18 protein-coding genes and 1 riboswitch are annotated in these 18,965 nt (G+C 69.3%); of the genes, 11 read left to right on the top strand and 7 right to left on the bottom strand.

Annotation, left to right across the window (positions count from 1 at the left end):
* Positions 1-44 precede the first annotated feature (44 nt).
* Entirely contained in the window at positions 45-845 is an 801-nt protein-coding gene (locus ACIBGM_RS35255; RefSeq protein WP_396388001.1) for an HAD-IIA family hydrolase, read from the top strand.
* On the opposite strand, the gene ACIBGM_RS35260 is transcribed toward ACIBGM_RS35255, so the two are convergent.
* The 5 genes from ACIBGM_RS35260 to ACIBGM_RS35280 form a co-directional block, all read right to left on the bottom strand.
* Positions 842-1,561, bottom strand: a complete 720-nt coding sequence (locus ACIBGM_RS35260; protein WP_360535532.1) for a polysaccharide deacetylase family protein — start codon at positions 1,559-1,561, stop codon at positions 842-844. The genes ACIBGM_RS35255 and ACIBGM_RS35260 overlap by 4 nt on opposite strands.
* A 144-nt stretch (positions 1,562-1,705) precedes the next feature.
* Positions 1,706-2,446 carry an amino acid ABC transporter ATP-binding protein gene (locus ACIBGM_RS35265; RefSeq protein WP_396388002.1) on the bottom strand — a complete coding sequence of 247 codons (741 nt, stop codon included), beginning with the start codon at positions 2,444-2,446 and terminating at the stop codon, positions 1,706-1,708.
* The gene (locus ACIBGM_RS35270) at positions 2,430-3,197 is read right to left on the bottom strand and encodes an amino acid ABC transporter permease (RefSeq protein ID WP_396388003.1); all 768 of its coding nucleotides are present in this window, start codon (positions 3,195-3,197) and stop codon (positions 2,430-2,432) included. The genes ACIBGM_RS35265 and ACIBGM_RS35270 overlap by 17 nt, the downstream gene beginning before the upstream one ends.
* Complete coding sequence (locus ACIBGM_RS35275) at positions 3,197-4,105, bottom strand: ABC transporter substrate-binding protein (RefSeq protein WP_360535538.1); 909 nt, start codon at positions 4,103-4,105, stop codon at positions 3,197-3,199. The genes ACIBGM_RS35270 and ACIBGM_RS35275 overlap by 1 nt, the downstream gene beginning before the upstream one ends.
* A 641-nt stretch (positions 4,106-4,746) precedes the next feature.
* On the bottom strand, positions 4,747-5,583 hold the full coding sequence (locus ACIBGM_RS35280) for a hypothetical protein (protein ID WP_396388004.1): 837 nt from the start codon (positions 5,581-5,583) through the stop codon (positions 4,747-4,749).
* A gap of 184 nt (positions 5,584-5,767) precedes the next feature.
* On the opposite strand from ACIBGM_RS35280, the gene ACIBGM_RS35285 reads away from it, so the two are divergent.
* Positions 5,768-7,837 (top strand): VWA domain-containing protein, encoded by a 2,070-nt coding sequence (locus ACIBGM_RS35285; protein ID WP_396388005.1) that lies wholly within the window; start codon positions 5,768-5,770, stop codon positions 7,835-7,837.
* A gap of 563 nt (positions 7,838-8,400) precedes the next feature.
* Here the strand turns inward: ACIBGM_RS35285 and ACIBGM_RS35290 are convergent.
* Positions 8,401-9,081 (bottom strand): hypothetical protein, encoded by a 681-nt coding sequence (locus tag ACIBGM_RS35290; RefSeq protein WP_360535543.1) that lies wholly within the window; start codon positions 9,079-9,081, stop codon positions 8,401-8,403.
* 36 nt (positions 9,082-9,117) lie between these two features.
* Here ACIBGM_RS35290 and ACIBGM_RS35295 point away from each other — a divergent pair, with 36 nt between their 5' ends.
* Positions 9,118-9,630, top strand: coding sequence for a CGNR zinc finger domain-containing protein (locus ACIBGM_RS35295; RefSeq protein WP_360535545.1), 513 nt, complete (start codon positions 9,118-9,120; stop codon positions 9,628-9,630).
* A gap of 156 nt (positions 9,631-9,786) precedes the next feature.
* Here the strand turns inward: ACIBGM_RS35295 and ACIBGM_RS35300 are convergent, their stop codons facing one another.
* Positions 9,787-11,169: a protein kinase gene (locus ACIBGM_RS35300; protein WP_396388006.1), complete on the bottom strand. Its 1,383-nt coding sequence runs from the start codon at positions 11,167-11,169 to the stop codon at positions 9,787-9,789.
* Positions 11,170-11,329: 160 nt separating this feature from the next.
* Between ACIBGM_RS35300 and ACIBGM_RS35305 the strand changes: the two genes are divergently transcribed.
* The 8 genes from ACIBGM_RS35305 (at position 11,330) to ACIBGM_RS35340 (ending at position 18,596) form a co-directional block, all read left to right on the top strand.
* Positions 11,330-12,475, top strand: coding sequence for an MFS transporter (locus tag ACIBGM_RS35305; RefSeq protein WP_396388007.1), 1,146 nt, complete (start codon positions 11,330-11,332; stop codon positions 12,473-12,475).
* 57 nt (positions 12,476-12,532) lie between these two features.
* Positions 12,533-12,666, top strand: a riboswitch (FMN riboswitch).
* Positions 12,667-12,789: 123 nt separating this feature from the next.
* Positions 12,790-13,818, top strand: a complete 1,029-nt coding sequence (ribD, locus tag ACIBGM_RS35310) for a bifunctional diaminohydroxyphosphoribosylaminopyrimidine deaminase/5-amino-6-(5-phosphoribosylamino)uracil reductase RibD (RefSeq protein WP_396388008.1) — start codon at positions 12,790-12,792, stop codon at positions 13,816-13,818.
* Complete coding sequence (locus ACIBGM_RS35315; RefSeq protein WP_396388009.1) at positions 13,819-14,430, top strand: riboflavin synthase; 612 nt, start codon at positions 13,819-13,821, stop codon at positions 14,428-14,430.
* Positions 14,427-15,095 carry a nicotinamide riboside transporter PnuC gene (gene pnuC / locus ACIBGM_RS35320; protein WP_396388010.1) on the top strand — a complete coding sequence of 223 codons (669 nt, stop codon included), beginning with the start codon at positions 14,427-14,429 and terminating at the stop codon, positions 15,093-15,095. The genes ACIBGM_RS35315 and pnuC overlap by 4 nt, the downstream gene beginning before the upstream one ends.
* A 1-nt stretch (position 15,096) precedes the next feature.
* Positions 15,097-16,335: a bifunctional 3,4-dihydroxy-2-butanone-4-phosphate synthase/GTP cyclohydrolase II gene (locus ACIBGM_RS35325; protein ID WP_396388011.1), complete on the top strand. Its 1,239-nt coding sequence runs from the start codon at positions 15,097-15,099 to the stop codon at positions 16,333-16,335.
* The gene (gene ribH, locus ACIBGM_RS35330) at positions 16,335-16,805 is read left to right on the top strand and encodes a 6,7-dimethyl-8-ribityllumazine synthase (protein WP_360535559.1); all 471 of its coding nucleotides are present in this window, start codon (positions 16,335-16,337) and stop codon (positions 16,803-16,805) included. The genes ACIBGM_RS35325 and ribH overlap by 1 nt, the downstream gene beginning before the upstream one ends.
* A 4-nt stretch (positions 16,806-16,809) precedes the next feature.
* The gene (locus ACIBGM_RS35335) at positions 16,810-17,439 is read left to right on the top strand and encodes a methyltransferase (RefSeq protein ID WP_396388012.1); all 630 of its coding nucleotides are present in this window, start codon (positions 16,810-16,812) and stop codon (positions 17,437-17,439) included.
* A 59-nt stretch (positions 17,440-17,498) separates the two neighbouring features.
* Complete coding sequence (locus tag ACIBGM_RS35340) at positions 17,499-18,596, top strand: MFS transporter (protein WP_396388044.1); 1,098 nt, start codon at positions 17,499-17,501, stop codon at positions 18,594-18,596.
* The last annotated feature ends 369 nt before the right edge of the window (positions 18,597-18,965 follow it).

Below are 18,965 nucleotides of genomic sequence, written 5' to 3' on the forward strand. Positions count from 1 at the left end.
CCCGCATTCTCACGCCGCCCACCGACAATTTTGCGAGCACTACGATGGGGGCCATGTCAGAGCACAAGCCCGTGGAGAGCTGGCTGACGGATATGGACGGCGTCCTCGTGCACGAGGAGCGCGCCATCCCCGGGGCGAGTGAGTTCATCGCCGCGCTGCAGAAGTCCGGGAGAAAGTTCCTGGTGCTGACCAACAACTCGATCTTCACACCGCGCGACCTGCGCGCCCGACTGCTTGCCGGTGGCATCGATGTCCCCGAGACCGCGATCTGGACCAGCGCGCTCGCGACCGCGCAGTTCCTCGACGACCAGCGTCCCGGTGGGACGGCGTACGTGATCGGTGAAGCCGGCCTGACCACGGCGCTGCACGAGATCGGCTACGTGCTGACCGACCGGGCGCCGGACTACGTCGTGCTGGGGGAGACCCGCACGTACTCGTTCGAGGCGATCACGAAGGCGATCCGGCTGATCTCCGACGGCGCCCGGTTCCTCGCCACCAACCCGGACCCGACCGGCCCCTCGACCGAGGGACCGTTGCCCGCGACCGGCTCGGTGGCTGCGCTGATCACGCGGGCGACCGGCGTCGCGCCGTACTTCGTCGGCAAGCCGAACCCACTGATGATGCGCAGCGCGCTGAACCAGATCGAGGCGCACTCAGAGCTTTCGGTCATGATCGGCGACCGGATGGACACCGACGTGATCAGTGGCCTCGAAGCCGGCCTCCGCACCGTTCTCGTCCTGTCCGGCTCCACCGGTGAACACGAGGTCGACCGCTTCCCCTACCGCCCGACCCGCATCGTCGAGTCCATCGCCGACATCGTACCCCTGGTGGAAGCGCTGGCCTAGCAGGTCACCGTGCGGAAGCCGTAGCCCTGGGCCTTGAGGGCCTTCAGGATGGTGGGCAGCGCGGCCACCGTCTGTGTACGGTTGCCGCCGCCGTCGTGCATCAGGACGACCGAGCCGTTCTGGACGCCGGACAGCACGTGCTTCACGATCGCCGCCGTACCGGGTTTGGTCCAGTCGCGTGAGTCGACGGTCCACACGACCAGCTGCTTGTTATAGGCCTTGGCGCGTTGGGTGACCTGGCTGCTGATCCCGCCGTACGGCGGCCGGAGGCAGCCCGGCACCTGGCCGGTCTGGGCACGGATCGCCTGGTCCGTGTCCGCGACCTGCTTCTTGAACGCGGTCGCGGACAGGTGCCGGAGATCTGCGTGCGTCCAGGTGTGGTTCTGCACGCTGTGGCCGGCGTCGTGGATCCGCTTGGTCAGCGCCGGGTGCTTCACCACGTTGCGGCCGACCTCGAAGAACGTCGCCTTGGCGTCATACTGCGCCAGGATGTCCAGGATCTTGGGGGTGTAGACGGGGTCTGGGCCGTCGTCGAAGGTCAGAACGACGTACTTCGCCGGCTTCGCGGCTGCTGCTGCCGATGGTGGTGGAGCTGGGCTGGGCTGGGGGTTGCTGGGTGTGCGCGCTGCCGCGACCACGACTGTGCCGATGACTGCGCTGACAGCCATCATCATCGCCAGACCGACCAAGCGGTTGCCGGCGCGCGTCAAAGCCATGTGTCCCCCAGGGCGGTGGCGGTCATCACTTCCCGTCCACTTTCGGTGCGATCCACCGAAAACCCGGCAGGGCACGCCGCTGCCGCGTCAACAATCCCCGGATACCGGACGCCGCGCGATGACCCGGTTCGTCGCGCCAGGGGCTCAGAGCACCTGGGACAGGAACTGCCGCAGCCGGGGCGACTCCGCCGCGGTGAAGATCTCCTCCGGCGCGCCGGACTCCACCACGACCCCGTGGTCCATGAACGCGACCTGGTCGGCGACCTCGCGGGCGAACCCCATCTCGTGCGTGACGACGACCATCGTCATCCCGGCCTGCGCGAGATCCGCCATCAGGCCGAGCACGCCCTTCACCAGCTCGGGGTCCAACGCCGACGTGGCCTCGTCGAACAACATCACCTCGGGCTTCATCGCCAGCGCCCGCGCGATCGCGACCCGCTGCTGTTGCCCACCGGACAGGGTGCCCGGCCGCGCCGGAGCCTTGTTGGCCAGGCCGACGAGCTCGAGCTGCTCCAGCGCCGCTGCCTGCGCCTCCTCCGGTCCGAGCTTCTTGATCTTGCGCAGCGGCAGCGTGATGTTCTCGAGCACGGTCTTGTGCGGGAACAGGTTGAAGTGCTGGAACACCATCCCGATCCGCCGCCGCAGCTCGTCCGGGTTGCCCGTCAGCACCGACTCACCGGCCAGCCGGACATCCCCGGCGTCCGGTTCGAGCAGCCGGTTGACCGCCCGCAGCAACGTCGACTTGCCGGACCCGGACGGCCCGATGACACACGCCGTACGCCCAGCCGGTACGGCGAGGTCGACGCCGCGCAGCACCTTGTTGCTGCCGAACGCCAGCTCGACGCCCTCGACCTCGAGACTGGCCGCCTCAACGGTGGTCTGCATGCGCGAGCTCCTCCCGTACGACGGTGTCCGTACTGCTCTCGTCCGACGGGCGGCCCTCACGCAGGCGCTTGTCGAAGTAGTTCACCAGGTGGGTCAGCGGCACCGTGATCACCAGGTAGAAGATGCCGGCCAGCAGCAGCGGCGACAGGTTGCCGTTGGTCGCGGCCGCGTCCTGGCCGATCCGGAACAGCTCCCGCTGGCTGGCGAGCAGGCCGAGGAAGTAGACCAGGCTCGACTCCTTCACCAGCGCGATGAACTGGTTCACGAGCGCCGGCAGCACTCGCCGTACCCCTTGCGGGATGACCACCATGCGCATGCCGGACGTGTAGCTGAAGCCGAGCGCCCGGGCCGCCTCGAGCTGGCCCTTCTCCACGCTCTGGATGCCGGACCGGAAGATCTCGCCGATGTAGGCGGCGGCGATCAGGGACAGCGCGAGGATGCCGAGCGGGTACGGGTTCGGGCCCCACCAGTGCCGGGTGATCGGCGACAGACCCTGCCCGATCAGCAGGATGGTCAGGATTGCCGGCAGGCCGCGGAAGATGTCGGTGTAGACCTTCGCCGGCCAGCGCAGCCAGCGCCTGCGGGACAGGGCGAGGACCGCCACGACCATGCCGAGCAGGGTGCCCAGCACGACCGAGGCGGCCGCCAGAATCAGGGTGTTGACCAGCCCCACCTTGAGCATCTCGGGCAGGACTTCCTTCATCGACCCCCAGTCGAGGAAGGTGTCGTTCAGCGTGGACCAGATGTCCATCAGCCGGCTGCGGGGCTGCTGCTGGCCGCGGGCGTGCTGCCGGCCGCGGGCGTGTTTCCGGCCGCCGGCGTGCTGAACTTGACGGTGCCGCTGCCCGGCTTGAAGTTCGCCGGTACGGCGCGACCCGGGTAGTACTGCTCGACCAGCTTCGTCCAGGTGCCGTCGGCGATCACCTCGTCGAGCGCCTTGTTCAGCGCTTCGCGCAGCTTGTCGTTGTTCTTGGCCACCGCGAACGCCATCGGCGCGTCACTCAGCTCCTTGGCAGCCAGGATCACCGTGCCGCCGCCCTGCTCCTTGGCCATCTTCTCGCCGATCTCGGCCGGCGAGACCCACGCGTCCGCCGTACCGGCCTTGAGCTGGCCGAGCGCGGCGTTGTAGTTCGGCACCCGGACCGGGTTCAGGTTCTTCTGGGTGGCGTAGTCGTCCTGGACGGTTCCCTGGACGACCACCACGCGCTTGCCCTGGAGCTGGTCGAACGTGCTGATGCCGGAGTCCTTGGTGGTGTTCAGCCCGAGGTAGCCGAAGTCGTACCCATTGCTGAAGGCAACCGTCTTCTTGCGCGCCTCGGTGACCGTGATGGACGAGCTGCCGAGGTCGAACTGGCCGCCGTTCACCTGCGACAGCAGCGCGGAGAAGTCGGTGCCGACGAACTCCGGCTTCAGGTTCAGCTTCGCCGCCACCGCGGTGATCAGGTCGTTGTCGAACCCGGTGAACTTGCCGTCCTTCACATACACGTTCGGCGGCGCGTCCGTCAGCGTGCCGATCCGCAGCGTCCCACCGTCGATCAGCCCCAGGTCGTCACCGGCCGCGGCCGAGTCGCCATCGCTGCCGCAGGCAACCATCGAGAACGCCAGGGTGACCGCGGCTCCCACCGCAACGATCCGCCGAAAGCCGCTGAACGCGCGCACAACATCTCCTCAGAACGTCGAAAGCAGGCCCAACCGCCCGCCCCCGAACCCAACACCACCCCCACTTCCGCCATTCCACCCCGACACCCACTGAGACACCCCCACAATGTCCACCCACCCCGTGCTATATCGACCGCGAAATCCCTTGTATTGACGCCAATCCAAGTGACCCCGACCACACGCCGCCCCTCCGGCGTGGCACGAATCACCCCATGACCCGCTCTATTGCGCCGTGGAGAAAAGCGTCACGCCTCGGTGAATCGACCGCTCCGATGTCGGTGCGAGTGTTGAGAGCCGCAACCGCGGCCTGCTCGAAGCCAGCCTCCTCAAACGCGGCGTACACAACTGCGGCGTGCTCACCCGCCGAGGCTCACCCGCGGAGGCTCAACCACGAAGGCCCAACCCACGAAGGCCCAACCCACGAAGGCCCAACCCACGAAGGCCCAACCCACGAAGGCCCAACCCACGAAGGCCCAACCCACGGCGTCCTCGGCCGCGTGCCAACCCGCGGTGTGCTCAGCGATACGTGCTCAACCGGGGCGCGCTGAAGGCCGACGTGCTGAACCGGGCGTGCCCGAGGAAGGCGTGCTCAACTGCGTGCCCAACTCCGGCGTGCTCGGAGTGGTCGGCCGTGGTTGGGCTCAGCCGTGGTGGTGATCGTAGTGGGCGAGGGCGTCGGCGGTGCGGCCGGTGCCGTATGCCAGCAGCAATTCGGCCAGCGCGGGCGAGTCACCCGCGATCGCCGCCGCCGCCCGCTGGATCTCGTCCGCCGAAGCAACAGCCCGCAACAGATCCTGGATCTCACGTACGACGGCCCGCGCCGACGGCTCTCCCACCGCCGACACCGCCGGCGCCGCCACGGAATGCCCCGCCTGAGGTTGCACCCCGATACCCAACGTCGGCGGAGTGGCGAACGCCGCGCCAGCCGCAGACCCCGCCCCGGCCTGCCCGCCCGCACCACCTACACCGGCTATCTGCCCGGCCGCACCACCTGCCTGCCCGCCTGCACCACCCGCACCGGCTACCTGCCCGGCTGCACCGCCCGCACCGGCGACCTGCGAGCCCGGACCAGCGACCTGGCCGGCTGCGCCAGCGACCTCCCCGGTCGCACGACCCGCCTCCCCGGGCGCACCGGTCCCTGCCCTCGGCAGGTGGGCCGTGTCTGAGCGCGTGAAGGCACCGGTGGTACCGCGGATCGCGTCGAGCTCCGCCGCGATGTCGTACTCCGCGACCTCCCCGATCATCGCCAGATGGGCAAGGTCGTCGAGCGCCTTGAGTCGCGAGACCACCGCCGGGTTGCCGATCTTCACCCGCTGCGCGCTCATCAGCTGCGACAGCATCGGCGCGGACATCCCGATCACCTGCGCGACGCCGCCTTGCGTCAGCCCGAGCGGCCCGACCACCCGACGGACGAGCTCGCCGAGCGGCTCGCCGTACAGCTCGGTCTGCTGCTGCAGGTTGTGCGCTGTCTGATCCATGCCTGTGATCCCTCCAGCCGCCGCTCGGTAGCGACTGCAAACCATCTTCGCAGTTGCGAACACAGATTTCCAGTCGATCCCACCGGCTGTGGATAGTCTCAGCTCAGGGCTGGTCGAAAATGAGTTGACATTTGCGATTGCAAACTGCGAGAGTTTGCGGCAGCGAATCTCACTGGAGGAAACGATGACGGCTCTGCAGCGACACCGCCGCCCCGCGGTGTGGGCGATCCTCGCCATCACGCTGACCGCCCTACTGGCCGGCCTGACGACCGGATCTGCGTACGCCGACCCGGAGCCAGGCAACAGCAAGCTGGTCCTGGTGCTCGACTCGTCCGGCTCGATGAAGGAGCCGGCCGGCGACGGTCAGACCAAGATCGTCGCCGCACGGACGGCTCTCGGCCGCGTGGTGACCAAGCTACCGGCGGAGGCCGAGGTTGGCCTGCGGGTGTACGGCGCGACGGTCTTCAAGCGCAGCCAGCCCGGCGCGTGCACGGACACCCAGCTGACGGTGCCAATCGGGACGAACAACCGGCCGCAGTTGCAGGCCGCGATCGCGAAGTACAAGCCGTACGGCGAGACCCCGATCGGCTACGCGCTGCAGCAAGCCGCCAAGGACCTCGGTCCGGACGGCCGGCGCACGATCGTGCTCGTCTCCGACGGCGAGGCGACCTGCGCGCCGGATCCGTGCGAGGTGGCGCGATCGATCGCCAAGCAGGGCATCGACCTGAAGATCGACGTCGTCGGCTTCCGCGTCGGTGGGAACGCCCGCAGCCAGCTGCAGTGTGTCGCCCGTGAGGGGCGCGGCGACTACTACGACGCCGACTCGACGATCGACCTCGAGGCCGGCCTGGACCGCCTGTCCACCCGAGCGTTCCGCCCCTTCCGCATCTCCGGTACGCCGATCGTCGGTGGCCCGCAGCAGGAAGGCGCTCCGGTGGTTGCCCCAGGCCACTACTCGGACACGTTCGGCGGCGACGAGACCGCCAAGTACTACCTGATCAAGCGCAGCATCAAGGGCTCGACCTTGCGAGCCGGAGTGAGCTTCCGGCGCATCCCCGGCGAAGAGCTGGTGATCCAGGCGGAGGTGAAGCTCAAGACCCTTGGCGGCGACCAGTGCGGCTGGAGCTACCCGCGGGTGTTCGGCAGCGACCAGGGCCTGGCGACCGGCACTGCCTCGACTTGGTCGGACTGGCAGGAGGAGTGTGCGGATTCCGACCAGATGGTGCTGACCGTCTCTCCGGGCAAGGACTACCGCGAGCTCAAGGGTGTGCCGTTCGAGCTGCGGGTCGACGAGGAGCCGCCGGTGACCTCGACGACGAACCTGCCCGATGAGGCCGGCGATCCGGTGTGGACCCAGATGCCCGGCTCGACTCCGCGCGAGATCATCCCCGGATCGAGCTTCCCGGACGCTCCGTTGCTCGAGGCTGGCAGCTACAAGACGACGATCATGCCGGGTGAGCTTCAGCTGTACCGCGTGAAGGCCGACTGGGGTCAGCGGATCCAGGCCCAGTTCACGGTGCCCAAGCTCGGCGCGGCGACCAGTAAGGCGCTGGGTGGCATTCGCTACCTGGACACGGCGCTGATCTCCCCGATCGGCGAGGACGTGTACTCCGTGTTCGCGAAGAACGTGCCGGGTGGAGCGGGCAAGCGCGGGGTGCTGTCCAAGGATGGCGTGATCCAGGCGCTCACCACCAAGGAGATCCGCTACCTGAACCGCAACGGCGCCAACAACCAAGACACCGGTACCTCGATGCCGGGCGAGTACTACGTCGCCGTCTCCCTGACCCGCAAGGACAACGACCGAGCCTTCACCGTCCCGCTCACCCTGACCGTCGGCGTGGTCGGCACACCTGGCACCGGCAAACCCGAGTACGTAGATGGCGCGACCCCGGTGGCCGGGACCTCAGTCACCCCCACACCCACCGCCACCCCGACCGCCACCGGCACCGAATCCGGCAACACCCCTCAGGCCGGCGGTCCCACCCAAGGCAAGGCGCCCACCACCGACACCACCCCGGTAGCCCTGATCGCCGGCCTCTCCGGCGGCGGCGCAGTCCTCCTCGTAGTTGGAGCTCTGGCCCTCCTCCGCCTCCGCCGCAAACCAGCCATCACCCAACCCAGCGCCACTGCCTGGCACCCGGCCCCCCAGCAGTACCCCAACCAAGCCGGCCACCCCAACCAGGGCGGCCACCCAAGCCAGGGCAGCCACCCCAACCAGGGCGGCCAACCACAGTCCCAGCCGCCGTACAACTAACCACCCCACCAGAGCCCGGGCCCAAAGCCCGGGCTCTGTCCACGTCAGCCCCGCCCACTCCTCACCGCCAGCCGCCATCGATCGCCCACAACCCGAGCATGAAGTGATCCCGCGGCATCTCCCCGCAGCAACCAACCCCACCGACCGACCAGCCGACCGACCCAGCTTCCACCGCCTGCTCGTGGCGATCGGCTCGCGTCTCACCTGCCGGTGATCACAGGCCGCCTCGCCAGTCGTACGACGAATCCGCCGGTCGAACGGCTGGCCGACTCAGCTTCCGTCGCCCGTCTCCTGGCGATCATCACGCGTCGACCGCCGTACAACCGACCCCGTCGTCCGGGCTGTCGGCCGATCTGGCTTACATCACTCGTGCCCCCGGGATCGCAGCCCGGCTTACCAGTCGTGCGACCTCCTGCCGGTCGAATAGCCGGCCGACTCAGGTCCCGTCGCCCGAAGCGCTGGCGACCACAGTCCGGTGTCAGTAGTCGCGCGGCCAAGCCCGCCGGTCGGACGGTTGGTCGAGCGGGAGTCGAGGCTTGTCGTGCTTGCTCGGGGTGGTGGGGTTAGCTGTCGGGGTGGAGCCAGGGGATTCGGAGTTTTTGGGCGGCTGGGCGGAAGGTTTGGGTTAGGTCGGCGCGTTCGGGGTCGTCCTGGGGGAGATCTTCGGCGAGGGTGGCTTGGGCGGCGACTGTTTGGGGGCGGGCGCCGAGGGCGGCGCGTAGGTGGAGGGATCGGCGGAGCATGGCGATTCGTTCGGTGGGCTCCTTGAGATGTGCGAGGTGCCGGATGATGTACGACTCGAGGTAGCAGTCGTTGGTTTTCGTTGCGATGTCTAGGGCTGTCCCGTAGCGCCGGAGGGCGCCGTCCGGGTCGTCGTCGATGTTGTCCAGCAGGACGCCCCAGTGGTACTCGGCCCAACCTCGCTGCTTCTCGTTGCCGGTCTCGACCGCTGCGCGGTAGCCGGCCTCGGCCACGGCGCGGTCGTCGGCGCGCGGGTGGTGGCGGAACAGCAGGCGGCTGTAGGCCATTCGTGCCGTGAGCAATTGTGCTGTCGGTGATGCGGGATCGAGTGCCGCGACTGCTTTCTCGGCCTCCTCATGGTGCTCGATCTGGAAGAACCAGCGGTCTACGGCGATCTCGGCGCGCAGTTCGGGATCGGCGTCCGGGCCCAAGGTGGCGAGGGCGGCATCCCACTCGCCGAGCAGGTGCAGGCGCCGGGCGATGTAGGTGTCATCGGCTAGCATGACGCCTACCATAAGAATCGTGATGTAGGTGGTCAAGTGTCTTACGGTGACTACATCGGGAACGTGACGCGGCTGGCTGTCGAGCTGGCCAACACGGGCACGCTCGATCAGGACGGCGAACTGGTGGCTGCGTTCTTCGCAGAGCACGAGATCACGCCGCCGCCGGACGGCGAGTACGGCGAACTGCCTGAGCTCGTGCGGACGGCGCTGGCGCAGTCTGTCGATGGTGGCGCTCCCGATGCCGTGCATCGCTTGCTGCGTGAGTACCCGCCGGATATGCACTTGTCTGATCACGACGGCGGCTGGCACGTGCACTTCAGTCGCAACGGCACTCCGGCCAGGCGCTGGGTCGGTCAGTTGGTTGCCGCCAAGCTCGCCTTGGTTGCTGCGGGGGATCCGTCGGTGACGCTCGGGCGGTGCGCGGCGGCGGAGTGCGGCAACTACTTCGTGGATCAGTCACGGAACCGGACACGGCGGTTTTGCTCCAACCCGTGTGCGAGTCGGACGACGGTCGCGGCGTACCGGGCTCGGGCGGCGAAGGAGTCCTAGCAGGTCTGCTCTGGAGTCGCAGGGGCTGCTCTGGAGTCGCCGACAGGTTGATCGCGCGGCCAAGGCTGGGCTAGGGCCGCGGCCACGCTGAGGATCGTCACCTGCCTGGCGGGACGTGAGCTGCGGGCGGTGCTGAGTGCGTGCCGGGTCTGTGGGTTAGTTCAGGAGGAGCCAGGCGGCGGTGGCTAGGAGTGCTAGTCCGCCTGTGAGGCTCAGTGAGGCGAGCCAGACCAGTGGGCGGTTTCGGGGGCGAGTGCCTTGCGTTGGGGTGACAGTGGGCGAGGCGGGGGTGCTGGGCGCGGTGGCGGTTGCTGGCGAGGCGGGCGTGCCGGGGGATGTGGAGGTGCTGTGCGGGGCGGGGGAGCCGTGCGGGGCGGGGGAGCTGGGGGATGCGGGGGTGCTGTGCGGGGCGGTGGTGGTGGAGCTGGAGCCGGTGGGGGAGCTGGAGGTAGTGGGGGATGGGGCTGCGGGGTCCGTGGGGTGGCTTTGGGTGGAACTGGGTCTGGCGGGGTTGGGGTTGGTGGTGGCTGCGGACGCGGTTGGTGTGGGTGCGGCGGTGGGGTGGGGGGACGGTGGTGAGGTGAGGTGTATGGCGGCCGTGTGAGTTGGTGCTGCCGGCTGATGGTCGGTGTTGGTTGGGGATGGGGTTGCGGGTGAGGGGGTGCCGGCGGGCGCTGAGGGCTTGGGCGCGGGGCCGGTGGGGGTCCAGGGGGGTGGGAGGGGTGGGAGTTGGTCGAAGACTTCGGGGGAGTCGGGGTGGGTGGACCAGGGAGCGGTGTTGGCGGGTGGGAGGGCGCCGGACTCGGCCAGGAGACGGCCGGCGGCGTGGGCTGTGGTGGGGCGGTGGGTGGGGTCGGTCGCCGTACTGCGGTGGATGAAGTCGGCGAGGGGGCCTTCGACGGGTGGGAGTTTGCCGTCGGGGCCGGGGCGTTCGCCGGTGAGGAGTTCGGCGGCGACGGCGCCGACGGTGTAGAGGTCCTGGCGCGGGTCGGGGTCGGCGCCGGCGAGTTGTTCGGGGGCGAGGTAGCCGGGGGTGCCGAGGATCGTGCTGTGGCGGGTCATGCGTGGTTCGTCGAGCAGGCCGGCGATGCCGAAGTCGGACAGGCGCAGGTGCGGGCGGCCCTCGCCGGTGGCGTCGAGGAGGAGGTTGGCGGGCTTGAGGTCGCGGTGTACGACGCCGGCCGCGTGTACTGCGGACAGGCCGTGCAGGAGTTGGTCGAGCAGTACGGCGACGTACGACGTCGGCAGCGGGCCGTGGTCGCCGAGCAGAGTCGCTACCGAGCCGCCGCGGACGAGGTCCATCGCGAACACGACCTTGTCGTCGTCGGCCGCCCAGCCGTGCGGTGCCACCACGTGTGGGTGGTCGATGCGCAGCGACTGTTCCCGGACGAACCGCAGCAGCGTCGCGGCGTCGTGCTGGCCGAGTACCTTAGCCGCCACGTACGCCGACCGTCGCAGGTCCCACGCCCGCCAGACCGAGCCCATTCCACCGGTCCCGATCAGGTCGATCAGCCGGTACCGCCCCGCAAACGCCTCCACCGGCAAGAACCTACCGCCCCACCAGTCGACCCATCGACCGCGCTCGAGGACGCATGCAGGCGGGGTAATCGGGAGGCGGGGGTGGGGGTGGGGTGGTGGAATGGGGTGAGTGAGGGACTCCAGGGTTGTGGCCGCACCGGGGGTGGGGGTTCGGCGGGTTGTGGCGGCGTTGGCTGTCACGACGACGGTGGGGTACGGGGTGCTCACGTATGCGTTCAGCGTGTTGCTGGGGCCGATGTCGCGGGAGTTGGGGATCTCGACGACGACCGCGGTGGGGGCGTCGACGGTGGCGGTGCTGGTGACCGGGGTGATGTCGATTCCGGTGGGGCGGTGGCTGGACGCCCGGGGTGGGCGCGCGTTGATGACGACCGGGTCGGTGCTGGCGGCGGTCGCCGTACTGGGGTGGTCGCAGGTCCAGAACACAGTCCAGTTGTACGGCGTCTTCGTGGGGATCGGGATCGCGTCGGCGATGGTGCTCTACCCGCCTGCGTTCGCGGTGGTGGTTGCCGTGGCGAGGCCGGAGTCGCGGACCAAGGCGATCCTCACGATCACGCTGGTCGGTGGGCTGGCGAGCTCGATCTTCATCCCGTTGACCGGGTGGCTGGAGCACGCGCGTGGGTGGCGGGGAGCGTTGGTCGTCCTTGCTGGTCTGGTGGCCGTGATCGCGATTCCGCTGCATGCGTTCGCGGTACGGCGGAGCATGCCGCGGCTCGCGCCGGGACAGCCGAAGGGATCGCCGCGGCGGGTGCTCAAGGACGCCGGGTTCTGGGTGCTCGCCGGCTCCTTCGTCGTACATAGTGCGGCCTTGGCCGTGATCTCGGTCCACCTGGTGCTGTACCTGATCAGCCTCGGCCACCGACCGGCGACAGCGGCGACGCTCGCCGGGTTGCTGGGGCTGCTGTCGGTGACCGGACGGATCGTCGCCAGTGTCTCGGCCCGGTGGTTGCCGATGGCCACCATCACGGCCTGCGTCCTGACCGTGCAGGGCGTGGCCATCTCGTTGCTGCCGGTAGTGGGTCAGCAGATCGGCGGGGCGGTCGTCTGCCTGACGCTGTTCGGGCTCGGGTTCGGGGTGTCGTCGATCGCGACGCCGGCGATCCTGCTCGACCGGTACGGCGCCGACGGGTTCGGCACCATCTCCGGGATCCTGACCACGCCGGTCACGATCGCGAAGGCAGTCGGGCCGCTGGGTGGCGCGGCGCTGGCCGAGGCATTCGGGTACCGGCCGCTCATCCTGACCGTCGCGGCGGCCTGTCTGACCGCCGCGGCCGGGCTCGCCGTCACGCAGCGGATGCCCAGGATGTGACCTGGGTCCTGGCCCGCTGGACCAGTGGTGGCACACTTGAAGTACGAGTGAACCCACTCGCGTGCTCCGGGGTCGGTGTAATTCCGAGCCGGCGGTGACAGTCCGCGACCCGGCCGCAGCAGTCGAGCGGCCGGTTGACCTGGTGGAATTCCGGGACCGACGGTGAAAGTCCGGATGGGAGGCGCACGCGATCGGCGGGTGCGCTCTGACGTTCGGCAACGCGACCCACAAGGTCGACGCGACCCCGGACGGCAGTGCGTGTGCGCCGGTTGTCACGAACCCCGGAGTGCGTCCGTGACAACGAGGGACCGTGAGTGAACAACGCTTCGCCGATCGACGTCGCCTGGATGCGGCGTGCGGTCGAGTTGGCCGCCAAGGGCATCGGTAGCACGCACCCGAACCCGGTGGTCGGCTGTGTCATCACCGGCCGCGACGGGCATCCGGTCGGTGAGGGATTCCATGCCGTTGCCGGTGGCCCCCATGCCGAGGTCGAGGCGCTGGCCATGGCCGGCGAGCGGGCCCGCGGCGGTACCGCGTACGTGACGCTCGAGCCGTGCAACCACACCGGCCGGACCGGTCCGTGTGCCGACGCGTTGATCGAGGCCGGTGTCGCCCGCGTGGTGTACGCCGTACCGGATCCGAACCGGCAGGCCGCCGGCGGCGCCGAGAAGCTGCGGAACAAGAACATCGTGGTCACCGAGGGCGTGCTGCGGGACGAGGCGGAGGCGGTCAACCACGTGTGGCTGCACAGCGTCCGGATGGGCCGCCCGTTCGTCACCTGGAAGTTCGCCACCACCCTGGACGGGCGGTCGGCCGCCCCGGACCGGACCAGCCGGTGGATCACCGGGCCGATCGCGCGCGCCGACGTACACCGGAAGCGCGCCGAGTGCGACGCGATCGCGGTCGGCACCCAGACGGTGCTGGACGACGACCCAGAGCTGACGGTCCGCGACGAGCACGACGTACCGGCGGCCCGGCAGCCGCTGCGGGTCGTGGTCGGCGACCGGGAGATCCCGGAGACCGCGCAGGTCCGCAACGACCGCGCGGAGACGCTGATCCTGCCGACGCACGACCCGGCCGAGGTACTGCGCCAACTCGACGACCACCACATCCGGCACCTCTGGCTCGAGGGCGGCCCGACGCTGGCCGCCGCCTTCCTGCGCGCCCAGTTGGTCGACCAGATCGTCGCGTACGTCGCCCCGGCCGTGCTCGGCTCCGGGTACGCCGCGATCGGCGACCTCGGCGCGGAATCGATCGACCACCTTCGGCGGTTCAAGCTAGCGGACGTCACCCGTCTCGGCGACGACGTCCGGCTGACCCTGACTCCTCTTGGAGGGAAGTAGATGTTCACCGGCATCATCGAAGAACTCGGCGCCGTCGAGTCGCTGGACCTGCTGGACGGAGACGCCGCCCGGCTCACCATCAGGGGCCCGAAGGTGACCGAGGACGCCGGCCACGGCGACTCGATCGCGGTCAACGGCTGCTGCCTCACGGTGATCGAGCACGGTGACGGCGTCTTCACCGCCGACGTGATGCGCGAGACCCTGCAGCGGACGAGCCTGGGCAGCCTGGACAAGGGCTCGAGCGTCAACCTCGAGCGTGCGGTCACGGCCCACGCCCGGCTCGGTGGGCACATCGTCCAGGGCCACGTGGACGGCACCGGCACGATCGCGAGCCGGACGCCGGGCGAGCACTGGGAGGACGTCCGGGTCGCGACCACGCCCGAGATCCTCAAGTACGTCGCCGAGAAGGGCTCGATCGCCATCGACGGCGTCTCGCTGACCGTCACCGACGTGGACGACGCGACCGGCAGGTTCGGCGTCAGCCTGATCCCGACCACGCTCGAGCTGACCGTGCTCGGCCGCAACCAGGTCGGCGACACCGTGAACCTCGAGGTCGACGTGATCGCCAAGTACGTCGAGCGGCTGCTCACCGCCAAGGGAGTGGACCGGTGATCGACTGGTTGCTGCACTCTGAGGTGGAGATCGCCGGCTCGCCGGTGCTCGTCCGCGAGATCGTCGGCAACGTGTTCGGCCTGGGCAGCGCCCTGTTCGGGATGCGCCGGCTGGTCGCCGCCTGGCCGGTCGGCATCGTCGGCAACGTCCTGCTGTTCACCGTCTTCGTCGGCGGGATCTTCGACACGCCGCAGGACAAGGACCTCTGGGGCCAGGCCGGTCGCCAGGTGTTCTTCGCGCTGGTCAGCCTCTACGGCTGGTACCGCTGGTACCAGACCCGGCACGGCGGCGCCGGCAAGGCGGTGCAGCCGCGCTGGGCGACCACCCGCGAGCGGTTCGAGCTGCTCGGGTTCGCGGTCGTCCTGTACGCGATCTCGTACTTCGTCCTGCGCGAGCTCGGCTCGTGGGGACCGCAGTGGGACGCGTGGATCCTGACCGGGTCGATCCTGGCGACGTACGGGATGGCCCGCGGATTCGTCGAGTTCTGGCTGATCTGGATCGCCGTCGACGTGGTCGGCGTACCGCTGCTGATCCAGGCGAAGTTCTACCCGTCGGCGACGATGTACATCGTCTACGGGCTGTTCTGTGTCGTCGGGTTCGCCTCCTGGTGGCGGATCCAGAACCGGGAGCGCACCGTGGCTCCGGAACCAGTGGTGGTGGGCTGACATGGGTGACGTGCTGAAACTCGACACGATCGAGCACGCGATCGAGGAGATCCGGGCCGGACGGCCGGTGATCGTGGTCGACGACGAGGACCGCGAGAACGAGGGCGACCTGATCTTCGCCGCGTCCAAGGCGACGCCGGAGCTGCTGGCGTTCCTGATCAGGTACAGCTCCGGCGTGGTCTGCGTCCCGATGGAGGGCGCCGAGCTGGACCGGCTCGGCATCCCGCTGATGACGCCGCACAATCGGGAACGGATGCGGACGGCGTACACGATCTCGGTCGATGCCCGCGACGGCATCAGCACCGGGATCTCGGCCGCGGACCGTGCCCGGACGATCCGGGTGCTGACCGACTCCGCGTCGGAGCCGTACGACCTGGTCCAGCCGGGGCACGTTTTCCCGCTGCGCGGTCGCGACGGCGGCGTCCTGGTGCGGCCGGGGCACACCGAGGCGTCGATCGACCTGGCCCGGATGGCCGGGCTGACGCCGGCCGCGGTGATCTCGGAAATGGTGAACGACGACGGCACGATGAAGCGCGGTCCCGAACTGCGCGAGTTCGCCGACGAGCACGGGCTGGTGCTGGTGTCGATCGACGACCTGATCCGCTACCGGCGCCGTACCGAGAGCCAGATCCAGCGCGTCGCGACCACCACGCTGCCGACCCAGTACGGCGATTTCGTTGCCCACGGCTACCGGAACATCGTCGACGGGTCGGAGCAGCTGGCGCTGGTCCGGGGCGACCTCGGGGCCGGGCCGACACTGGTGCGGCTGCACTCGGAATGCCTGACCGGTGACGTGTTCGGGTCGCTGCGGTGCGACTGCGGACCGCAGCTGGACGAGGCGCTGCGCCAGGTCGCGGCCGAGGGCGGCGTCGTCGTGTACCTGCGTGGTCACGAGGGTCGCGGGATCGGACTGCTGCACAAGCTGCAGGCGTACGAGTTGCAGGATGCGGGCCGCGACACGGTCGACGCGAACCTGGACCTCGGGCTGCCCGCGGACGCCCGGGACTACGGCACCGGCGCGCAGATCCTGGCCGACCTGGGCGTCACGTCCGTCCGGCTGCTGACCAACAACCCGGACAAACTGGCCGGCGTCCAGGGCTACGGCATCGACGTGGTCGAGCGCCGCAGTATCTCGATCGACCCGACCGAGCACAACCTGCGGTACCTGCGGACCAAGCGCGACCGGATGGGCCACCACCTGCCCGCCGGTGTCCTCGCCGAAGAGAACGGAGCCGGCTGATGTCGGGCAGTGGAGCACCCACCATCGAGACCCCGCGGGCCGACGGCGCCCGCGTCGCGATCGTCGGAGCGCAGTGGCACCCGAAGGTGACCGACGCCCTGGTGGCCGGCGCGATCCGCGCGCTGGACGAGTCCGGCGTCACCGACTACACGGTGATCCGGGTGCCGGGATCCTTCGAGCTCCCGGTCGCGACGTTGCATGCGGCCAAGAGCGGGTACGACGCGGTGATCGCGCTCGGCGTCGTGATCCGCGGGGACACCCCGCATTTCGAGTACGTCTGCCAGGCCGCGACCGAGGGCCTCATGCAGGTCGGCGTGACCACGGGCGTCCCGATCGGCTTCGGCGTACTCACGTGTGACAACGACCCGCAGGCGCTCGACCGCGCCGGCCTCCCGGACAGCCGGGAGGACAAGGGGTACGAGGCAACCCAGGCCGCTCTCTCGACGCTGGTGGCGATCCGTAGCCTTTAGCCTCATGGACTGGCACCGCTGGCACGGCGACTACGACGTACCCGGTTCGTTCCTCGCGCGGCGTCTGGAGGTTGTGCAGGCGCAGCTCCGGCTGGCGCTGGATGCTGCGCCGCCGGGCCCGCTGACGGTGGTGAGTCTCTGCGCCGGCGAGGGCCGCGACCTGCTCGAGGTGCTTCCAGCGCATCCGCGCCGGGACGACGTGCGGGCTCGGCTGGTCGAACTCGATCCACGCAGTACGGCGGTTGCCGCCGAGGCGATCCGGGTCACGGGGCTGACCGACGTCGAGGTCGTCGAGGGCGATGCGGCGTTGACGGATCAGTACCGCGGGCTGGTGCCGGCGGACGTCGTACTGGCGTGTGGGGTGTTCGGGAACGTCGTGGACGCGGACATCGAGCGAATTGTCGAGACGTGTCGGCAGTTGAGCAAGACCGGTGGGACGGTGATCTGGACTCGGCATCGGGGTGCGCCCGATCGGGTGCCGGCGATCTGTGGGTGGTTCGAGGAGCGCGGGTTCGAGCGGGTGTTCGTCTCCGATCCGGAGGCCGGCTTCGGGGTCGGCGTCCACCGGTTCGGCGGGATGCCGGAACCGCTGGTGCTGGGGCGGAGCATGTTCACGTTTGTGCGGGACCTGTGAGGTACCGGCCGCTGGTTTGGTTGGCGGTGGCAACGTTCTCGACGGGGATCGACGGGTATGTGCTGGCGGGGTTGTTGCCGGCCATCGCTTCGGACTTGCGGGTCGTCGAGGCGGCGGCTGGGCAGCTGGTGTCGGCGTTCGCGTTGACGTCGGCTCTGGCGGCGCCGTTGCTCAGTACGGCGACGAGTCGGTGGGAGCGGCGTCGTACGATCGCGATCGCGTTGGGCGTGTTCGTGGTCGGGAATCTCATCGTCGGGCTTGCGCCTACCTATGCGGTGGCGCTCGGCGGGCGGGTGGTGGCGGCGCTGGGTGGGTGTCTGCTCAATGCTGCTGTCACTGGGTATGTGATTGCGCTGACGCCGGTCAAGGATCACGGGAAGGCGTTGTCGTTCGTGCTTGGCGGGTGGATGGCGGCGACTGCGCTCGGGGTGCCGGTCGGTCTGGTGCTGGGGCAGTCGAGTTGGCGCTTCCCGATGATTCTGGTCGCGGTCGTGGGGACGGTCGCGTTGGCCGGGATCGTGCTCAAGCTTCCGCGGTTGCATCTTCCGGCCGGGACGTTGGCCGATCGTCTGCGGCCGCTTGGCCAGCCGCGTCTGCTGGCCGGGCTGCTTGTCACGACGGGGATTCTGTGCAGTAGCTACACCTGCTTCACGTACGCCACGTTGATCCTCGATCCGGCCTTTCCCGCTGAGTGGATGATGATCCTGGTCATGTTCGGGTACGGCATGGCCAGCATGCTGGGCAACGCGGTCACTGGGCGGCTCACTGACCGCTTCACGGCGCTTCGGGTGCTGACCGTCGTACTGATCGGGCTGTTGCTGGATGCTGTCTTGGCTGCGCTGGTGTTCAAGGTCAGCGGCGTACTGGCTGTCGTTGGCTTGCTGTGGTTCTTTGCCGCCGGCATCGGCAATGGCGGGGCGGCCGTCCCCCAGCAGGCGCGTCTCGCCTCCCTGGCCCCCGATTCCGCAGCCATCGTGATGGCCCTCAACGGCAGCGCCATCGCCCTCGGCTGCGCGTTGGGCAGCGCCCTGGGCGGCGTGGCCCTCGCGGCTGGCACTCCCGCCCCCGCGCTCCCGGCCGTGGCCGCGCTGATCCTGGCGCTGACCCTGGCCCTCCACCTGCTCGTCGCAAGGACCCGCCAATACGAAACGGTGTAGCCGTGGGGCCGTCTTCCCACGCGGCCACTCCTTCGACGCGACCACCACACGCGCTCCCACGGTTCCTTGCGTGCTACCGCCCGCACAGTGCTCGGCGCCTTCCGGCCCGAAAATCGTGACCTCTCGTCCGAGCGAGCGTAGGCGACACGGTTCCCACCACCGCTCGGAGGGATATCCGTTCGACCTGTGGGTTCTCCCCGTGCGTGCCAAGGGAGAACCCACAGCTGGGCCGGATAGCCCCTCGTCCGAGCGAGCGGGCGTAGCGACACGGTTCCCGCCACCGCTCGGAGGGATATCCGTTCGACCTGTGGGTTCTCCCCTTGCGTGCCAGGGGAGAACCCGCGGCTGGGCCGGATAACCCGTCGAGTA

It is taken from the genome of Kribbella sp. NPDC050470 (assembly GCF_044458365.1).
Classification (GTDB): domain Bacteria; phylum Actinomycetota; class Actinomycetes; order Propionibacteriales; family Kribbellaceae; genus Kribbella.

Bases quoted from the DNA above. Each gene is read 5' to 3' on its own strand.
- ACIBGM_RS35255 (WP_396388001.1), top strand. From the start codon at position 45: ATGGGGGCCATGTCAGAGCACAAGCCCGTGGAGAGCTGGCTGACGGAT.
- ACIBGM_RS35260 (WP_360535532.1), bottom strand. From the start codon at position 1,561: ATGGCTTTGACGCGCGCCGGCAACCGCTTGGTCGGTCTGGCGATGATG.
- ACIBGM_RS35265 (WP_396388002.1), bottom strand. From the start codon at position 2,446: ATGCAGACCACCGTTGAGGCGGCCAGTCTCGAGGTCGAGGGCGTCGAG.
- ACIBGM_RS35270 (WP_396388003.1), bottom strand. From the start codon at position 3,197: ATGGACATCTGGTCCACGCTGAACGACACCTTCCTCGACTGGGGGTCG.
- ACIBGM_RS35280 (WP_396388004.1), bottom strand. From the start codon at position 5,583: ATGGATCAGACAGCGCACAACCTGCAGCAGCAGACCGAGCTGTACGGC.
- ACIBGM_RS35285 (WP_396388005.1), top strand. From the start codon at position 5,768: ATGACGGCTCTGCAGCGACACCGCCGCCCCGCGGTGTGGGCGATCCTC.
- ACIBGM_RS35290 (WP_360535543.1), bottom strand. From the start codon at position 9,081: ATGCTAGCCGATGACACCTACATCGCCCGGCGCCTGCACCTGCTCGGC.
- ACIBGM_RS35315 (WP_396388009.1), top strand. From the start codon at position 13,819: ATGTTCACCGGCATCATCGAAGAACTCGGCGCCGTCGAGTCGCTGGAC.
- ACIBGM_RS35325 (WP_396388011.1), top strand. From the start codon at position 15,097: ATGGGTGACGTGCTGAAACTCGACACGATCGAGCACGCGATCGAGGAG.
- ribH (WP_360535559.1), top strand. From the start codon at position 16,335: ATGTCGGGCAGTGGAGCACCCACCATCGAGACCCCGCGGGCCGACGGC.
- ACIBGM_RS35335 (WP_396388012.1), top strand. From the start codon at position 16,810: ATGGACTGGCACCGCTGGCACGGCGACTACGACGTACCCGGTTCGTTC.